The sequence below is a fragment of the Bradyrhizobium sp. SZCCHNS30572 genome (genome assembly GCF_032484415.1).
GTDB lineage: Bacteria > Pseudomonadota > Alphaproteobacteria > Rhizobiales > Xanthobacteraceae > Bradyrhizobium.
This window is the reverse complement of sequence record NZ_JAUESY010000013.1, coordinates 174,225-191,666: the sequence shown is the minus strand read 5'-3', so window position 1 is coordinate 191,666 and position 17,442 is coordinate 174,225. Positions and strand designations below refer to the sequence as shown.

Here is a 17,442-nt window from a genome sequence, read left to right as displayed (position 1 = left end):
GGTGACCATGGGCCTTCATCCTGATATCGCGGCACTGCTCGAGATGATCCAGCTCGGAACGGAATCGGGCGCGCGCATTCCGTTTCCGCAACTGACGCCAGCGCAGGCGCGTGCCGATTTCGACGCCTCCTCGCCGCTGCTGGATGTCGATCCGCCGCCGCTCGCCTTCGAGAGGCAGCTTGCGCTGCCGATGCGCGACGCGACGGAGATTGCCGGGCGCCTCTATGCAGCGCGGCCGTTGGACGTCGCCGATCCGATGCCCGTGCTGCTCTACATGCATGGCGGCGGCTTCGTCGTCGGCAGCCTCGACTCGCACCAGCCGTTGTGCCGGGGCCTTGCCGATGACAGCGGCGCGGCAGTGCTGTCGATCGCCTACCGGCTGGCGCCGGAGCACCGCTTTCCGACGGCATTCGAGGACTGCGTCGATGCCCTCGCCTGGATCGGGCGCGAGGGGCCTGCGCTTGGCCTCGACCCGCGGCGGGTCGCGATCGGCGGCGACAGTGCGGGGGGCACGCTGGCCGCGGCGCTGGCGATCGCCGCGCGCGACGACCGGGCCTTACCGCAGCCTGTCCTTCAGGTCCTCGCCTATCCCGGGCTCAGCCCGCAGCAGGTCTCGGACTCCTACGAGAAATACGGTTCGGGTTATCTGCTCGAGCGCGAGACCGTGGACTGGTTCTTCGACCACTATCTCCGCCATGACGCCGATCGCCACGACTGGCGATTTGCGCCGCTGGCCGCGTCCGATCTCACGCGCGTCGCGCCCGCGCTGATCCTGCTCCCCGAGTTCGATCCGCTGGCGGACGAGGGAAGGGCCTATGCCGCACGCTTGCGCGCGGCCGGCGCCGCCGTGGATCTGAAGGTCTATCCCGGCATGATCCACGAGTTCCTGCGCATGGGCAACGTGGTTCCGGACGCTTTGCACGCCCGCGCCGACATCGGCGCCAAGCTCGCCGCTGTCTTCGCCACGCGAATGGGAGCCGGCAATCCATGATGACGTCATCCAATCCAGGCGTTGCCAGCGTCGGAAGCCTGCTGCGACCCTATTGGCTGCTGCTCGCCGCAGCCATTCTGCTCGGTCTCCTCGGCGGCGCCAGCGTTGCGGGCCTGCTCGCCGTGGTGAACCGCGGCCTCTACGCAGGGGCAGGCGACGTCGGTGGCCTCGTCGCCTCGTTCGCGGGTCTCTGCATTCTGATCGTGATCGGGTCGGTCGGCTCTGACATCAGCGCGAATGTCGTCGGCCAGCGGATCGTGGCCTCGTTGCGCAAGTCGTTGGCCGCCAAGATCCTGACGGCGCCGATCGACCAGCTCGAATCCTATCGGTCGCACCGCCTCATCCCGGTCCTGACCAAGGATGTCGACGCCATCAGCGATTTCGCGTTCTTCTTTCCGGCCTTCCTGGTGTCGGGCGTCATCGTCGCCGGCTGCCTGATCTACTTGGCGGTGCTGTCGTGGCCGCTGTTCCTGGTCACGGCAGCCTTGATCGCGCTCGGGTCGTTCGTCCATTATCTCGCCCGCAAGCGCGGAATGATGGGCTTCACTCTCGCGCGCCAATACGAAGACGACCTGCAGAAGCATTACCGCGCGATCTCCGAAGGCGCCAAGGAGTTGCGCCTGCATCGCCCGCGCCGGCGCCACGTCCATGTCGATCTGATCGGGCGGACGGTCGACCGGATCGGCAACGTGCAGATCAAGGCCATCAATCTGCTCGTGACGGCGCGTGCGCTCGGGACGGTTCTCCTGTTCCTGGTGATCGGGACCGCTCTGGTGCTGCGTCCACTGCTGTGGCCCGACAGCCCGGCCTCGGTGTCCAGCGGCTTCGTTCTGGTGCTGCTGTTCATGCGCGGACCGATCGACCAGTTGATCGGCATGCTGCCGTCGCTCGGCCGCGCGCAGGTCGCGATGCGCCGGATCGCCGAGCTGTCGGACCGTTTCACCGCCACAGAGGCGGAACTGCTCGATGATCCGCAGGATCGAACCGCCGACCAGATCGAATCGATCGAACTGCGCGGCGTCTCCTACGCCTTCCCGGCGTCGTCGTCCGAACGCCCCTTCACCATCGGACCGATCGACCTTCGCATTCGCCGCGGCGAGATCGTCTTCATCGTCGGTGAAAACGGCAGCGGCAAGACGACGCTGATCAAGCTGCTGCTCGGCCTCTATGTGCCCGACCGCGGCGTGCTGCTGCGCGACGGCAGCCCGGTCGTCAACGAGACCCGCGACGACTATCGGCAGCTCTTCACCACAATATTCTCGGACTATTTCCTGTTCGACACCTTGGCGCAGCAGAGCAGTCAGCGGCCGGAGCTCGCGCAGCGCTATCTCGACCGTCTCGAGCTCGCCCACAAGGTCTCGATCGATGGCGGCGCATTCTCAACCACCGACCTGTCGACGGGCCAGCGCAAGCGGCTCGCCCTGATCAATGCCTGGATCGAGGGACGCCCGGTGCTGGTGTTCGACGAATGGGCGGCCGATCAGGACCCGGCGTTCCGTCAAATCTTCTACACCGAGCTGCTCGCCGACCTCAAACGTCTGGGCAAGACGATCATCGTGATCTCACACGACGATCGCTACTTCCACTGCGCCGATCGGATCGTGCGCCTGCGCGACGGTCGGATTGACGCCAGCGACGCCGCTGAACGCCGCGAGCCGGCACAAAGGCAACGCACGCTCACGACCGTTATGCAGGAGCCCGCTCCGTCGCTTGGAGCATCGAATCCGTGAGCCGCATCTTTGTAGTTAATCTAAAGACAGCGCTACAGACTTTGTTGTCTTCGTCGTGCCGGCCGATCTACATCCTGAGCGGGAGTGGACAGAGATGGCGCCCGTGCAGATCAATGAGAGGGAAGGAGTTCGCATGAGCGCGACTGCGAGCGCTAGGGGTAGTGTCCGGACATTCCCTGTCGCAACCGATGCGACAATGTCGGTCGTTCGCGACGATGACGGGCTCCGGGTGATCGCGGACGGCGCGCCATTGCTGTCGCTTCGGCCGGATGGCGAACTGACGCGTCTGATCGTGCACGACGGGATCGATGATTGGCGCCGGGTGTCGCGCGGAGTGGCGGCAATGGCCGAAGCGGTCTTCGGCTGGGCGCCGTCGCTCGAGAGGCTCGTCATCACGCTTGACGACAACCCGGCGGCAGCATCGGCCTTGGCGAAAGACGGCGTTGCGGTCGTGACCGACGGCAGGCTGGCGTTGTATCCGGACATGGTGATGCAGCTTCGCGAGAACTGGCTGACGGACGCCGCACGCCCGGCGTTTCCACTGTCCTACGCGATGACCGACGGCAGGCGCCATCCGCGGCGGCCGCCCAAGCCGGTCGGCACCGTCTACGCCCGCTTCATTCCCTGGCTGTCCGACGTCGTCAGTTTTCGCGTCGTCGACATCGCTCACGATCTCCCGCTGGTCCACCGCTGGCTCAACGATCCGCGGGTGGACTCGTTCTGGAACGAAGCGGGGGATATCGACAAGCACCGACAGTATCTGTCGCGGATCATGTCGGACCCGCACATGGTGCCGCTGATCGGCTCCTTCGGTGATCAGCCGTTCGGCTATTTCGAGCTCTATTGGGCGAAGGAAAATCGCATCGCGCCGTTCTACGATGCGGCGGACTATGATCGCGGCTGGCACGTGATCGTTGGCGAGGACGGCTTCCGGGGCCGCCGCTTCATCACGGCCTGGCTTCCCTCGCTCATGCACTACATGTTCCTCGACGATTGCCGCACCGAGCGCATCGTCGGCGAGCCGGCGGCGGCGCATTCGCAGCAGCTGCGCAACCTGGATCTGGCTGGGTTTGCCCGGCTCAAGAACTTCGATTTCCCACACAAGCGGGCAACCCTGGTCATGTTGCTGCGCGAGCGCTTCTTCGGCGACCGGCTGTGGCAGCCGGCGATCAATGAAGCACCCACAGAAGCCTAGCGCGGACGGAGCATCACCATGTCGTATCATCCTGCCCCTGACTATGATGTCGTCGGCATTGGCTTCGGGCCATCGAACCTCGCACTGGCGATCGCGCTCGACGATTGCGCGAGACAGCAGCGCTTGAAATGCCGGTCCCTGTTCCTGGAGAAGCAACAGGACTTCAAGTGGCATGGCGGCATGCTGCTGCCCGGCAGCAACATGCAGATCTCCTTCCTCAAGGACCTCGTATCGCTTCGCGATCCGACCAGTCCGTTCACCTTCGTCAACTACCTGCACAAATCCGGGCGGCTGCTCGACTTCACCAACTGCAAGACGTTCTATCCGAGCCGGATCGAGTTCAACGACTACCTCCGTTGGGTCGCCGGTCAGTTCAGCGGCATGGTTGCGTATGGAGAGACGGTCGAGGCTGTCGAGCCCGTGCACGCCGGCCAGTCCGTCACCGCGCTTCGCGTGCTCACGCGCATGGCTGACGGGAAAGAACGGTCACGCGTCACGCGGCACCTCGTGGCCGCCGTCGGCGGCGTGCCGCACATCCCGTCGGTATTTCGAGCGATCGCGATGGATCCGCGCGTCGTGCACACCAGCGGCTATCTCGGCTCGTTGCTTGCGGCAGGATCGGACGGCCGGTCGCCGCGGGTGGCGGTCGTCGGCGGCGGGCAAAGTGCGGCTGAAGTCACGCTCGATCTCAGCGAACGGTTTCCCGACGCCCACATCGATCTGGTCTTCCGCGGGCACGCCCTCAAGCCGGCCGATAGCAGCCCGTTCGTGAACGAGATCTTCAACCCGGACTACACCGATTATTTCCATTCGCGGTCCGACAGCCAGCGCGATAAAATCGTCCGCAGCTTCCGCAATACCAATTATGCGGTGGTCGACCCCGACCTGCTCGATCAGCTCTACCGGATGACGTACCAACAGCGTGTCGCCGGGGCTCGGAAGCTGACGCTCCATCCGCGCAGCGAGATCGTCGCAGCTCATGCCGTCCCGGAGGGGATGGAGCTCGAGTTCGTCAACAAGGACGAGGAGGTCCGCCGCCGGGCAGTGTACGATGCCGTCGTGCTCGCCACCGGCTACGAGCGATCTCCGGTCCCGGCGTGTCTCGATCCGATCAGCCGCTACATCGAGTCGGCGTCGCTCGATCGCGACTATCGTCTGCAGACAAGCCCGGCGTTTTGTCCACAAGTCTATGTCCAAGGCTGCGCCGAAACCTCGCACGGCCTGAGCGACACGCTGCTCTCGGTGTTGCCGATGCGGGCTCAGGAGATCACGAAGTCGCTCGTGTCGACAACGGGGAGAGACCAGGATGCAGCGCCGTCTCACGACCGGGCGGAGCGCGTGTACTCGTGATGGAAAGTCGAGTGCAGAGCGACGATGAGCGCGCCGCGCGCGGCGTCGTGGAATGAGGCGAAAGGATATCGTCGCGGCGACCGGGCCGTCCCTGGCGTGTCACGGTCGAATTGTCATCGGGGGGCGCCGTGCCTGCATTTGCCGGATTGCCGACCTTTCGGGTCGGCCGGTGGGCACGGTGGAGTGCAGGATTGGAAATGGGTGAGCCGCATCTGCCTGAGCGGGTCGTAACCTTGCTGGTATCGAGTGAGTACGCGCGGCTCGTCGGCCGGACCATGTCGGAGCGGCTCGACTACATCGTCGACATCGCCTCGCTGCATACGCGTGAAGAGCTGGTGCGGCGGCTGGACCTCGGCCGCGTGGTCGTGCGGCAGGTCGAGAAATGGCTCGCGTTCCACGGGCGCCGCGTGCGGCACCCGAATGAAAGCATCGATATCGTCATGTGCGGATTGGAATTCCGGAAGCGGCGCATTCGTCGCTCCCGGGTGACGGTACGATCGCGGCGACTGAACGCCAAGACGAATCCGAGGGAGCCGGGCCGAGGCAGTTGAGTTGCTCGGGCTCTGCAGCGGGGCGAGGTCGCCGACCACGCCTACCGGGGACTGACGGGACCGCGACGCACGCGGAATGCATCACGCCCTTATCGCGTCGCATCATGGAAAATGAGACTCGTCGTCAAGGTCGAGGCCAGGCGGGTTGCACGCGCGCTCGGCTCATCCGGTAGCCTCCGCGGTCGATGGGGACTGACCGTCGCTCGTCAGAGATGACGCGAGGCGCCGGGAAGGTCCGCTGCCAACATGGCCAGAGAAACAGTGGCCGGCACACGCTCGTGTGCCCCAGCAATGGGCGACAAGGGAGGAGTTCGATGCACATGCGAAGTGTAGGTATCGCCGTGTTCACGGCGCTTTTGCTGTCCGGCACGGCATTCGCGCAGGAAAAGATCAAGGTCGGCGTCACGGCGACGCTGGAGGGCACCTATACCGTGCTCGGTGAGGACGGGATGCGCGGACATGTCACCGCGTTGAACGTGCTCGGCAAGAAGGTCGGCGACAAGGAGCTGGAATTCGTCGTCGCGTCGACCGACGCCACGCCGGACTCGGCCGTCCGTGCCGTGCGCAAGCTGATCGAGCAGGACAAGGTACAGATTCTGCTGTCGCCGCTGTCGGGCGACGAGGGCATCGCCGTCAAGAACTTCGCCAAGACGCACCCTGAGCTGACCTTCGTGAACGCCGCGTCCGGCGCACAGGAGACGACCTATGTCGATCCCGCGCCGAACTTCTTCCGCTTCAACATGGACGGCGCCCAATGGCAGGTCGGCCTCGGCAAATATGCCTACGAGACCAAGGGCTATCGCAAGATCGCGACCGTCGGCGAAGACTATTCCTTCATCTACACCCAGGTGTTCGGCCTGGCGCTGGAGTTCTGCGGCCTGGGCGGCAAGATCACCAGCCGGCAATGGGTCCCGCTCGGCACCAAGGATTTCGCGTCGGTGATTGCGGCGCTGCCCGATGACGTCGATGCGATCTATCTCGGTCTCGGCGGCGCCGATGCCGTCAACTTCCTCAACCAGTATCAGCAGGCCGGCGGCAAGGCGCACCTGATGGGCGGCTCGATCATGATCGACCAGACCATCCTGGCGTCCAAGGGAAATGCCAAGAACGCCCTGATCGGTACGATTGCGGCGTCGGGTCAGGCCGATACCTGGGAGGATCCGCGCTGGCAGAAGTTCGTGAAGGCCTATCAGGACTCGTTCCCGCCGGAGAAGCGCTTCCCGAGCCCGTCGCTGCTTGCCACCAACTACTATGGTTCGACCATGGCGTTGATCCTGGCGCTGCGCGAGGTCAATGGCGATCTGTCGAACAACCAGGCCAAGCTCAAGGCGGCGCTGGCGAAGATCGAGATCGATGCTCCCAACGGCAAGATCAAGCTCGACGCCAACCGCCAAGCCATCGGCACCAACTTCGTCACCGAGGTCGTCGACGACGGCAAGGGCGCGCTGTTCAGCAAGGTGGTGAAGGTGATTCCCGACGTCAACCAGACGCTGGGATATGATGCCGCCACCTTCGCCAAGATCGGCCTGCCGAGCCGCACCGTGCCTGAATGTAAGAAGTACTGACCTTTCTGCAGAGGGCGACGCGGCTCGAGCGGGCTCGGGCCGCGTCGTCGCGTCCCTTGCGTTCTGCCAAGCAATGATCGACGCTGACGAACAATAAGAACCATTTCGGTGAGGAAGTGATGAGTAGGGCGCTCGCCGTCTTTCATGCTCGCTTCGGCCGTGCGACGGTTTATCAGCTCAATCGGCCATTCAATGTGCATGCCCATCGCGAGGGACATCTGATCTTTCACGTTGGCGGGACGCCGGCCGATATTGACGTCTGCGATCAGCATTATCAGATCGGCGAGAACTGGATCGTCGCGGTCAATCCGTGGGAACCGCACAATTTCCTGCCGAACGATGTCGGCAACGGCGCCATCTTCTTCGTGCTCTACGTCAATGCGGAGTGGTTCACGCCATCGGCCGCGCGCGAGCAGGGCCTGCGGTTTGGTCGTACCTGCTTCCGGCGGACCGCCGCGCTCGATCGCTGCATTCGCCGCGCCGCAGCGTTGGTATGTGGCGCGCCATCGCTCGGTTGTCTCGACGGCGAGCTGCGGCAGCTGATCGACAGTTGTTACGAGGAAAGCTGGCGTGTTTCGGAGCAGATGCCGGAGCGGCCATGCGCGGAAGTGACGGATTTTCGTGTTCGCAAGTGCATCAAGCTGATGTCGGACAGTCCATGCGCCGAGATCGAGCTCGATCAGATCGCCCGCGAATCCGGACTGTCGCGGCCGCATTTCTATCGGCTGTTCCGCAGCCAGACCGGAGTGACGCCCAATCTCTATCTGAATACGCTGCTGATGGAGCGGGCGCTCGATGCCGTCGTGGCAACGGAAGCGCCGATCGCCGACATCGGCTTCGATCTCGGATTCACCTCCCAGAGCGGCTTCACTCGCTTCTTCGCCGGCAATGTCGGCATGGCGCCGACCGACTATCGCCGCGCTGCAAAGGTGCTGCGCGCCTGACGTGCTGCTGCGCGTCGCGCGAAAAGAGACTGTCGATCAAGTGCGCACTCTCGTCTGCCGCTACACTCTGGGCAACGTGATCCGCAAAAGGATCCGACGAGGGAGGACGAGCGATGGCCGGCAGACCCGGCGATCTTCGGCTGAATGCGCCTTTCCGCTGTGATGACGGATCCGTCCCTCTTGTCGTGAGGGCGGGCTGATGAGCCGCTTCATCGAGCGTCACCCGATCTGGTCCCTCATTCTTCTTCTCGCCTTGGCGCTGCTGGCGTGGCTGATCTTCGCCGTCTGGCCGCCGGGGCTCGAGGAGGCGATCGGCCGCAAGAAGGTGTTCCTGAGTGCGGTGTTCAACGGCATCACGCTGGGCGGACTGTATTTCCTGGTCGCGAGCGGCTTCACGTTGATCTTCGGTCTGATGCGAAACGTCAACCTTGCGCACGGCTCGCTCTATCTGCTCGGCGGCTATGTGGGCTACGGCGTGTCCGCCGCGACCGGGTCATGGATCCTCGCCTTCGCCGCCGCCTTCATCGTCGTCGCGGCCATCGGCGTTCTCTTGCAACTGCTCGTCTTTCGCCGCATGGAGGGCCAGGACCTGCGCCAGACCATGGTGACGATCGGCCTCTCGATCGTGTTCGCCGATCTGATGCTGTGGGCGTTCGGCGGCGACTTCTATCAGATCCAGACGCCAGCCTGGCTGATCGGGCCGGTACAGCTGCCGCTGATGACGGCGATGAAATCGTCGGGCGAGGCTGTGTTCCTGCAGTATCCGCTGGTGCGGCTGGTGATCTTCTGCGGCTCCGTCGTGATCGGCGTCGCGATGTGGCTCGCGCTCAACCGCACCCGCGTCGGCATGATCGTGCGCGCTGGCGTGGATGATCGCGAGATCCTGGCGGCGACCGGCGTGCAGATTCAGCTCGTCTTCGTGCTGGTGTTCGCACTGGGCGCGGGGCTGGCCGGCATTGCCGGCGTGGTCGGCGGAACCTTCCAGTCGATCTCACCCGGCGAGGACACGCGCTTTTTGCTGGCCTCGCTGGTCGTCGTCATCGTCGGCGGCATGGGATCGATCCCGGGAGCCGCGCTCGGCGCGCTGATCATTGGGCTCGCCGAGCAGCTTGGCTCGGTCTACATCCCGACCTATGCGATCGTCGTGACCTTCCTGATCATGGTGCTGGTGCTCGCGCTGCGGCCCCAGGGCCTCCTGGCGAGGCGATGAGATGTCGCTGATCCAGGAGGCAAGTGCGCGGGAGAGCATGCTGGCAGGCGGCGCCGCACGGCAGCCGGCCGCATGGTCGGCCACCGAGCAGCCCTGGGCCTGGGCGGTCTCCGCGCTGCTGCTGATCATGCCACTGATCGCCAACGGCTTCTTCCTGATCGAGATCTTCGGCACAACCCTGATCCTCGGCACCATCGCGCTGAGCCTGATGTTCCTCGCCGGCTATGGCGGCATGGTCAGCCTGATGCAGCTGACGATCGCGGGCTTTGCCGGCTACATGGTCGCCGTGTTCGGCGTCAGCGGCAACGCCAATATCAGCCTCGGATGGCCGTGGTGGTTGGCGACGCCGATGGCCCTGGTGCTCGCGGTGCTGTTCGGCACGCTGGGTGGCGCGCTGGCGGTACGCACCGAGGGCATCTACACCATCATGATCACGCTCGCGATCGGCGCGGCCTTCTATTATTTCACCAATCAGAACTGGGCGATATTCAACGGCCACACCGGCATCAACACGATCGCCACGCCACATTTTCTCGGCGTCGATTGGCGCATGGACGTCGCGTTCTATTACCTGACGCTGGCGGTGGCCGCACTGTGCTATTTCGCTGTGCTCTATCTGTCGCGCGCGCCGTTCGGCCTGGCGCTGCAGGGCGTGCGCGACAATCCCAGGCGCATGGCCGCGCTCGGCTTCAACGTCAATGCACATCGCATCGCCGCCTATGCGTTCGCGGCTCTGATCGCCGGCATGGGCGGTGTGCTGCAGGTCTGGAACTATCGGCAGATCTCGCCCGGATCTGTCGCGGTCGAGCGCTGCATCGACATTCTCATCGTCGCCGTCGTCGGCGGCATCACCCGGCCGGTTGGGCCCTATATCGGCGCCTTCATCTTCGTCATCCTGCGCACTTTCGCGCTCGACTTCCTGGTGAAGGTCGGGCTCGACGGCAACCGGTTCCGGCTGCTGATCGGGCTCGGCTTTCTCGCTATCGTGTTCTGGTCCTCCGACGGAGTCATCGGCCTCTATGAGCGGTGGCGCCGTCGCAGCGAGGCTTCGGAGCCGCGGTCGCGCCCCGGAGGTCACGGCCATGGATAGGGTCGCTGACCGGCTCTCGGCGCTCGGCTCGACTGCAGCCCTCGAATTGCGCGGTGTCACGCGGATGTTCGGTGCGCTCGCCGCGCTGACCGACATCACGATCACGGTGCGGCCCGGCGAGCGGCGCGCGGTGCTCGGCTCGAACGGCGCCGGCAAGACCACCCTGTTCAACTGCGTGACCGGCGACTTCCTGCCGACCTCAGGCACGATCCGCTTCTTCGGCGAGGACATCACCGCCTTTCCGCCCTACGAGCGGATCCGCCGCGGGCTGCGCCGCACCTACCAGATCTCGGCGCTGTTCCTCGGCCTGTCGGTGCGCGACAATGTCTATCTGGCATGCCGTGGCGTCTCGCGAGCGCGCTTCTCGATGCTGCGTCCCAGCGCCAATGACGCCCTGATGCAGGCGGCCGAGCGCCTGATCGAGGCCGTGCATCTGACGTCCGTGCGTGATCAACTGGTTTCGGAGCTCGCCCATGGCCAGCAGCGGCAGCTCGAGATCGCGCTGGCGCTGGCCGGCGCGCCCCGATTCATCCTGTTCGACGAGCCGGCGGCGGGTCTGTCGCCGACCGAGCGGCGCGAGCTGGTCGAGATCCTGACGTCGCTGCCGCCGCACATCGGTTACATCATCATCGAGCACGACATGGACGTGGCGCTGCGCGTCGTCGAGAGCGTGACGATGATGCACAACGGCCGCATCTTCAAGGAAGGCGCACCGCAGGAGATCGAATCCGATCCGGAGGTGCAGGAGCTCTATCTCGGAGGCGGCCATGAATGACGTCCGCCGCTCCGCGCCTGCGCTCGAGGTCCGCGGCCTCGACGTGTACTACGGCCATTCGCATGCGCTGCAGGGCGTCGATCTCCGGCTCGACAGCGGCGTCTTCTCGCTGGTCGGCCGCAACGGCATGGGCAAGACGACGCTGTGCAAGGCCATCATGGGCCTGCTGCGGCCGTCCGCCGGCACGGTGCGTCTGCGCGGTAATGATATCACCGGGCTCAATCCGGCGCGCATCGCGCGGCTCGGCGTCGGCTATGTGCCGCAGGGGCGGCGTCTGTGGCGCTCGCTCAGCGTCGACGAGCATCTGCGACTCGCCGCCGGCCTGCGCCGCGGCGCCTGGACCGTCGAGCGCGTCTACGAAACATTTCCGCGGCTCGCCGAGCGCCGCAACAATGGCGGCGGCCAGTTGTCGGGCGGCGAGCAGCAGATGCTGGCGATCTCGCGCGCGCTGCTGACCAATCCGCAGCTCCTGATCATGGATGAGCCGACAGAGGGCTTGGCGCCGGTCATCGTCGCCCAGGTCGAGGAGATGCTGATCCGGCTCAGCCAGGACGGCGACATGGCGGTGCTCGTGATCGAGCAGAACATCGGCGTTGCGACCGCGATCTCGTCCCGCGTCGCGATCATGGTCAATGGCCGCATCAACCGTATCATCGACTCGGCCCGGCTCGCCGCCGACCGCGAACTGCAGCAGCGCCTGCTCGGTGTCGGCCAGCATGCCGGCGACGAGACCGATCTCGGGACGGGCGAAGTTCAGGAGAGGCCCGCCGCACGTGCGGCGGTGTCAACGACGCCGAAAGCTGCGCCCGTCAAGGTTTACGTCTCTAATCCCGTGCTGCCGACGCGCTGGTCGCAGCCGGTGCCGATCGCGCAGATCGAGGCCAAGGCGCGCACGCTCTCCACCAGCGTCAGCCGACTTGACGAGGCCGCGCGCCAGGGCCGCGAGCGCGCCGCGCCGATCACGTCAGGTCCGCCCGCGGTGATCGTCGCCGGCACGCTCGACACCAAGGGTGACGAACTGCGCTTCATCCGCGATCTCGTCGCGAGCCACGGGCTGCGCACCCGGCTGGTCGACCTCTCCACCAGCGGACGCCATACGAGCTGCGACGTCTCGGCCCAGGAGATCGCGCTCAATCATCCGCGCGGCGGTCCCGCTGTGTTCGGTACCGATCGCGGCGCATCCGTCATCGCGATGGCGGATGCGTTCAGGCGCTGGCTGCGCCGGCAGGACAATGTCGCAGGTATCATCTCGGCGGGCGGCTCCGGCGGAACGTCGCTGGTCGCGCCGGGCATGCGCGAGCTCCCCGTCGGCGTGCCCAAGCTGATCATCTCCTCTGTCGCGTCCGGCGACGTCGGCGCCTATGTCGGGCCGGCCGACATCGCGATGATGTATTCGGTCACCGACGTCCAGGGTCTCAATTCGATTTCGCGCGCGGTGCTGAGCAATGGCGCGCATGCGCTTGCCGGCATGGTGATGGCCCGCGAGCGGCAGTCCGCTGTCGCTGACGGCACCCGACCGCAACGTCCCGCGATCGGCATCACCATGTTCGGCGTGACCACGCCGGCGGTGCAGAAGCTCACGGCCGAGCTGCGCGACGACTACGAGTGCCTCGTCTTCCACGCCACCGGCGTCGGCGGCCGCTCGATGGAGAAGCTGGTCGATTCCGGCATGCTCGCCGGCGTGATCGATCTCACCACGACCGAGGTCTGCGACCTGCTGATGGGCGGTGTGTTTCCGGCAACCGAGGATCGCTTCGGCGCGATCATCCGCACCCGCGTGCCCTATGTCGGCTCGGTCGGCGCGCTCGACATGGTGAATTTCGGCGCGCCCGAGACCATTCCCGAGCGCTACCGCGGCCGCAAATTCCACGTGCACAATCCGCAGGTCACGCTGATGCGGACGACGGCCGCGGAGAACGCGCAGATGGGGCGCTGGATCGGCGAGCGGCTCAATCGCATGGATGGATCGGTCCGGTTTCTCCTGCCGGAAAAGGGCGTCTCCGCGCTCGATGCGCCCGGGCAGCCGTTCTTCGATCGCGAGGCGGATGAGGCGCTGTTCCGCAGTCTCGAGCAGACCGTACGGCAGACCTCGAGCCGGCGCCTGATCCGCGTGCCGCATCACATCAACGACAATGAGTTCGCAGCAGTGGTCGTCGGCGCCATCCGGCCGATGCTCGGGCGGCTGCCGGCGCGGCGCAGACAGGCGAGGTGATGGTCATGCCGAGATATGAGCGCGCACCGCTGCTGAAGAAGTTTCGCGACATGGTGCGCCGTGGCGTGCCGATCATCGGCGGCGGCGCCGGCACCGGCCTGTCGGCCAAATGCGAGGAGGCCGGCGGCATCGACCTGATCGTGATCTACAATTCCGGCCGCTATCGCATGGCCGGCCGCGGCTCGCTCGCCGGACTGATGGCCTATGGCGACGCCAATGCCATCGTGGTCGAGATGGCCAGCGAGGTGCTGCCGGTGGTGAAGTCGACCCCGGTGCTCGCGGGCGTCAACGGCACCGACCCGTTCCGCGACATGGATGTGTTCCTCGATGAGCTGAAGGCGCTCGGCTTCTCCGGTGTGCAGAACTTCCCGACCGTCGGCCTGATCGACGGCACTTTCCGCGCCAATCTCGAGGAGACGGGCATTTCCTACGCGCTGGAGATCGACATGATCGGGCGCGCGCATGACAAGGACCTGCTGACGACGCCTTACGTCTTCAATGAAGCCCAGGCCGCGGGCATGGCGATCGCGGGTGCGGACATCATCGTCTGCCATCTCGGTCTGACAACCGGCGGCTCGATCGGCGCGCAGACCGCGCCCAAGCTCGAAGACTGTCCCGGCCTGATCGACAGCTGGGCCTCGGCCGCGCTCAGTGTCAACCCCGAGATTCTAGTTCTGGCGCATGGCGGCCCGATCGCGGAGCCGTCCGACGCCGACTTCATCATGAAGCACACCAAGAACTGCCATGGCTTCTACGGCGCCTCCTCGATGGAGCGGCTGCCGGTGGAGCGCGCACTGACGGAGCAGGTACGACATTTCAAGGCAATCAGCGCGCGGCCACGCCGCGTCTGAGGCGACAACACGAGATCCGGCAGCAGCGGCGCTGAGGCGCCGCATTCGCCGGACGAGAGACTGAGGGAGAAATGAGATGTCCGGGGCTCTGATCGGTGAGCTGATTCTTTGGCTGATCATTGCGATCATCGTCATCGTGGTCGCGGTCTACATCGTCAACTGGCTGTATCACCGCTCCTCGAAGGAGGTGTCCTTCGTCCGCACGGGCTTCCTCGGGGAGCGCGTCGTGATCAATGGCGGCGCCTTCGTGCTGCCCTTCATTCACGACTATACGCCGGTGAACATGAACGTGCTGCCGATGGGTATCACGCGCGCGCGGCAGGACGCCGTCATCACGCGCGACCGCATGCGGGTCGACGTCGAGGCCGACTTCTACGTTCGTGTCCAGCCGACGCGCGAGGCGGTGTCGATCGCGGCGGCGACGCTCGGCCGTCGCACCCTCGAGCCGGAGCGGCTGCATGCGCTGCTGTCCGGCAAGTTCATCTCGGCCATGCGCTCGGTTGCCGCTGAAATGACCATGGAGCAGATGCACGAGCAGCGCGGTGACTACGTGTCCCGTCTCAAGGCGGCCGCGGCCGAGGCGCTGGCCCAGAACGGCCTGGAGCTGGAATCGGTGGCGATCACCGATTTGGACCAGACAGATCTCGAATTTTTCAACCCCTCGAACCGGTTCGATGCCGAGGGCCTGACGCGGCTGATGGAGGACATCGAGAGCAAGCGCAAGCTGCGCAACGACATCGAGCAGGACTCGATGATCAAGATTCGCACCCGCAACCTCGAAGCCGAGCGCGAGGCGCTCGATATCGAGCGCGAGAGCGAGACGGCGCGGCTGGAGCAGGAGCGCGACATCGAGATGCGCCGCGCCCTGCAGCGGACGGAGGTGGCGCGCGAGCGGGCGCTGCGCGAGACCGAGGCCGAGCAGGCACAGATCATGGCGCGCGAGGCGATCGAGAAGGCGCGGATCGCGAACGAACTGACGATTGCCGAGGCCCGAATCGCTGCCGAGCGCGACACGCGGCAGCGCGAGATCGAGCGGACGCGTGCCGTCGAAGAGAGGGAGCTGCTGGCGCGCGAGGACATCGAGAAGGCGCGGATCGCCAACCAGCGCGCGATCGATGCCGCGCGCATCGAATCCGAGCGCGAGGTGCGCCAGCGCGACATCGAGCGGACCCGCACCATCGAGGAAGCCGAGATCGCCGCGCGCGAGGCGGTGGAGAAAGCCAGGATTCAGCAGGACCGCGTCGTCTCCGATGCGCGCATCGCAAATGACGAGGAGACACGCCGCCGCGAGATCGAACGTACCCGCGTGATCGAGCAGGCGGAGATCGCCGCGCGCGAGGCGACCGAGAAGGCGCGCATCGCGCAGACCACGATCGTCAATCTGGAGCGCATCAGCTCCGACGAGCGCACCCGCGCCACCGAGATTGCCCAAGTGCGCAACATCCAGGAGGCTGAGATCGAGGCGCAGAAAGCGGTCGAGGCCGCCCGGATCGCGCGCGAGCAGGCATTGTCGGCGGAACGGATCGCCGCCGAGCACGCCACGCGCAGGCTGGAGATCGAGCGCAACCAGGGCATCGAGATCGCCGGCATCGCCGCGCGCGAGGCCACCGAGGCCAGCCGCATCGCCCAGGAGGAACGCGTGCGTGCACTGGAGATCGCGCGCGTCAGGACCATCGAGGAGGCCGACATCGCCTCGCGCGAGGCGATCGAAGCGGCCCGCATCGCCCAGGAGCTGGCTGTAGCAGCCAAGCGGATCCAGTCGGAGAAGGAGACGCGCAGCCTGGAGATCGAGCGCACGGAGGCCGTCGAGGCCGCCGATCTGAAGCGTCGGGAGGCGGTCGAGCGGCGCCGCATCGAGGTCGAGCTGGCGCTGGAGGCCGAGCGCATTGCTTCGTCGCGGACGCGCGAGGTGCTCAACATCGACCAGAAGAAGGCGATCGAGCTCGCCGACGAAACCCGCGTCATCGAGCTCGCCGCCAAGCGAGCCGAGCGCATCGATGCGGATCGTCAGGTCAAGGAAGCCGAGATCGTCGCGCGCAGGCAGGTCGAGACCGCCGATGTCTCGCGCGAGCAGGCGCTGGAGGCCGTCCGGTTGGAGCGTCGCCGGGCGATCGAGCAGCTCGAGGTCGCGCGCGTCCAGTCGCTGCAGGAGGCCGAGATCGCGGCCCGTGAGGAGGTCGAACGCGCCCGCATCGCCTCGGATCGTGGTCTCGACGAGGCTCGCATCGGCCGCGAGCGCGAGCTGCGTAAGCTCGAAGTGAACCGCGAGAAGGACGTCGAGACGGCGCTGATGGAGAAGGCCATCGCGCTGTATCAAAAATCGTTGGAGGAATCCGCGGCCAAGGTCGCGGCCGAGGAGGCGCGCTCGCGCGCAACGGAAGCGGCGGAGAAAGTCGTCACCGCGCGCGAGAGCGAGATTGCCCGCCGCCGTAAGACGGTCGAGGTGCTGCTGGCCGAGAAGCAGGCCGAGGAGACGCGGATCGCCGCAGAGGCCGAGCGGGTTCGTGCCGCGGTCGAAGCGGAGGCGCAGAAGCTGCTCAACGAGGCCGAGAACGTCCTGACCGACCAGGCACGCTACTCGCTGTTCCGGCGCAAGCTGCTCGACCGCATCGAGGGCATCGTGCGCGAGAGCGTCAAGCCGATGGAGAAGATCGAGGGCATCCGCATCCTGCAGGTCGACGGCTTGAACGGAAATGGCGGCAACGGCAATGGCGGCCGCAGTGCGACCGACGAGGTGATCGATTCCGCGCTGCGCTACCGCGTCCAGGCGCCGCTGATCGACTCGATCCTCTCCGATATCGGCGTCGAGGGTGGCAGCCTTGCCAAGATGCCGGGCCTGATCCGCGAGGCCAGGGACATGCAGGGCATCCGGAAAGAAACCTCGGCGCGCAAGGAGACAGGCGGCGGCGCCGGATCGGGCGAGGGCAGCCCGTCCGAGCCGCCGACCGATCGCGGTCCGCGCAAGAAGGGTTGATGCG

13 protein-coding genes are annotated in these 17,442 nt (G+C 65.9%); all 13 read left to right on the top strand.

Translation table 11 applies throughout. The features are described 5' to 3' along the window. Positions 1-7: 7 nt before the first annotated feature. On the top strand, positions 8-991 hold the full coding sequence (locus QX048_RS32950; RefSeq protein ID WP_315827780.1) for an alpha/beta hydrolase: 984 nt from the start codon (positions 8-10) through the stop codon (positions 989-991). After that, entirely contained in the window at positions 988-2,721 is a 1,734-nt protein-coding gene (locus tag QX048_RS32945; protein WP_315827781.1) for a cyclic peptide export ABC transporter, read from the top strand. The genes QX048_RS32950 and QX048_RS32945 overlap by 4 nt, the downstream gene beginning before the upstream one ends. Before the next feature lie 133 nt (positions 2,722-2,854). After that, on the top strand, positions 2,855-3,916 hold the full coding sequence (locus QX048_RS32940) for a GNAT family N-acetyltransferase (RefSeq protein WP_409999267.1): 1,062 nt from the start codon (positions 2,855-2,857) through the stop codon (positions 3,914-3,916). Positions 3,917-3,934: 18 nt separating this feature from the next. After that, positions 3,935-5,266, top strand: coding sequence for a lysine N(6)-hydroxylase/L-ornithine N(5)-oxygenase family protein (locus QX048_RS32935; RefSeq protein ID WP_315827783.1), 1,332 nt, complete (start codon positions 3,935-3,937; stop codon positions 5,264-5,266). Between the two features lie 197 nt (positions 5,267-5,463). Further along, positions 5,464-5,817, top strand: a complete 354-nt coding sequence (locus QX048_RS32930) for a hypothetical protein (protein WP_316159712.1) — start codon at positions 5,464-5,466, stop codon at positions 5,815-5,817. Between the two features lie 314 nt (positions 5,818-6,131). Beyond that, a complete protein-coding gene (locus tag QX048_RS32925) occupies positions 6,132-7,382 on the top strand; it encodes an ABC transporter substrate-binding protein (protein WP_316200845.1) in 1,251 nt (416 codons plus the stop codon). A gap of 119 nt (positions 7,383-7,501) precedes the next feature. Continuing rightward, on the top strand, positions 7,502-8,326 hold the full coding sequence (locus QX048_RS32920) for an AraC family transcriptional regulator (RefSeq protein WP_315827785.1): 825 nt from the start codon (positions 7,502-7,504) through the stop codon (positions 8,324-8,326). Positions 8,327-8,525: 199 nt separating this feature from the next. Then, a complete protein-coding gene (locus QX048_RS32915) occupies positions 8,526-9,536 on the top strand; it encodes a branched-chain amino acid ABC transporter permease (RefSeq protein WP_315827786.1) in 1,011 nt (336 codons plus the stop codon). 1 nt (position 9,537) lies between these two features. Then, a complete protein-coding gene (locus QX048_RS32910; RefSeq protein ID WP_409999268.1) occupies positions 9,538-10,626 on the top strand; it encodes a branched-chain amino acid ABC transporter permease in 1,089 nt (362 codons plus the stop codon). Continuing rightward, the gene (locus QX048_RS32905; RefSeq protein ID WP_315717437.1) at positions 10,619-11,401 is read left to right on the top strand and encodes an ABC transporter ATP-binding protein; all 783 of its coding nucleotides are present in this window, start codon (positions 10,619-10,621) and stop codon (positions 11,399-11,401) included. The genes QX048_RS32910 and QX048_RS32905 overlap by 8 nt, the downstream gene beginning before the upstream one ends. After that, entirely contained in the window at positions 11,394-13,613 is a 2,220-nt protein-coding gene (locus QX048_RS32900; protein ID WP_315827787.1) for an ABC transporter permease, read from the top strand. Before QX048_RS32905 ends, QX048_RS32900 begins: the two co-directional genes overlap by 8 nt. Before the next feature lie 5 nt (positions 13,614-13,618). Further along, positions 13,619-14,464, top strand: a complete 846-nt coding sequence (locus tag QX048_RS32895) for a phosphoenolpyruvate hydrolase family protein (RefSeq protein ID WP_315717439.1) — start codon at positions 13,619-13,621, stop codon at positions 14,462-14,464. 76 nt (positions 14,465-14,540) lie between these two features. Beyond that, on the top strand, positions 14,541-17,438 hold the full coding sequence (locus tag QX048_RS32890) for a flotillin family protein (RefSeq protein ID WP_315827788.1): 2,898 nt from the start codon (positions 14,541-14,543) through the stop codon (positions 17,436-17,438). Positions 17,439-17,442: the final 4 nt, after the last annotated feature.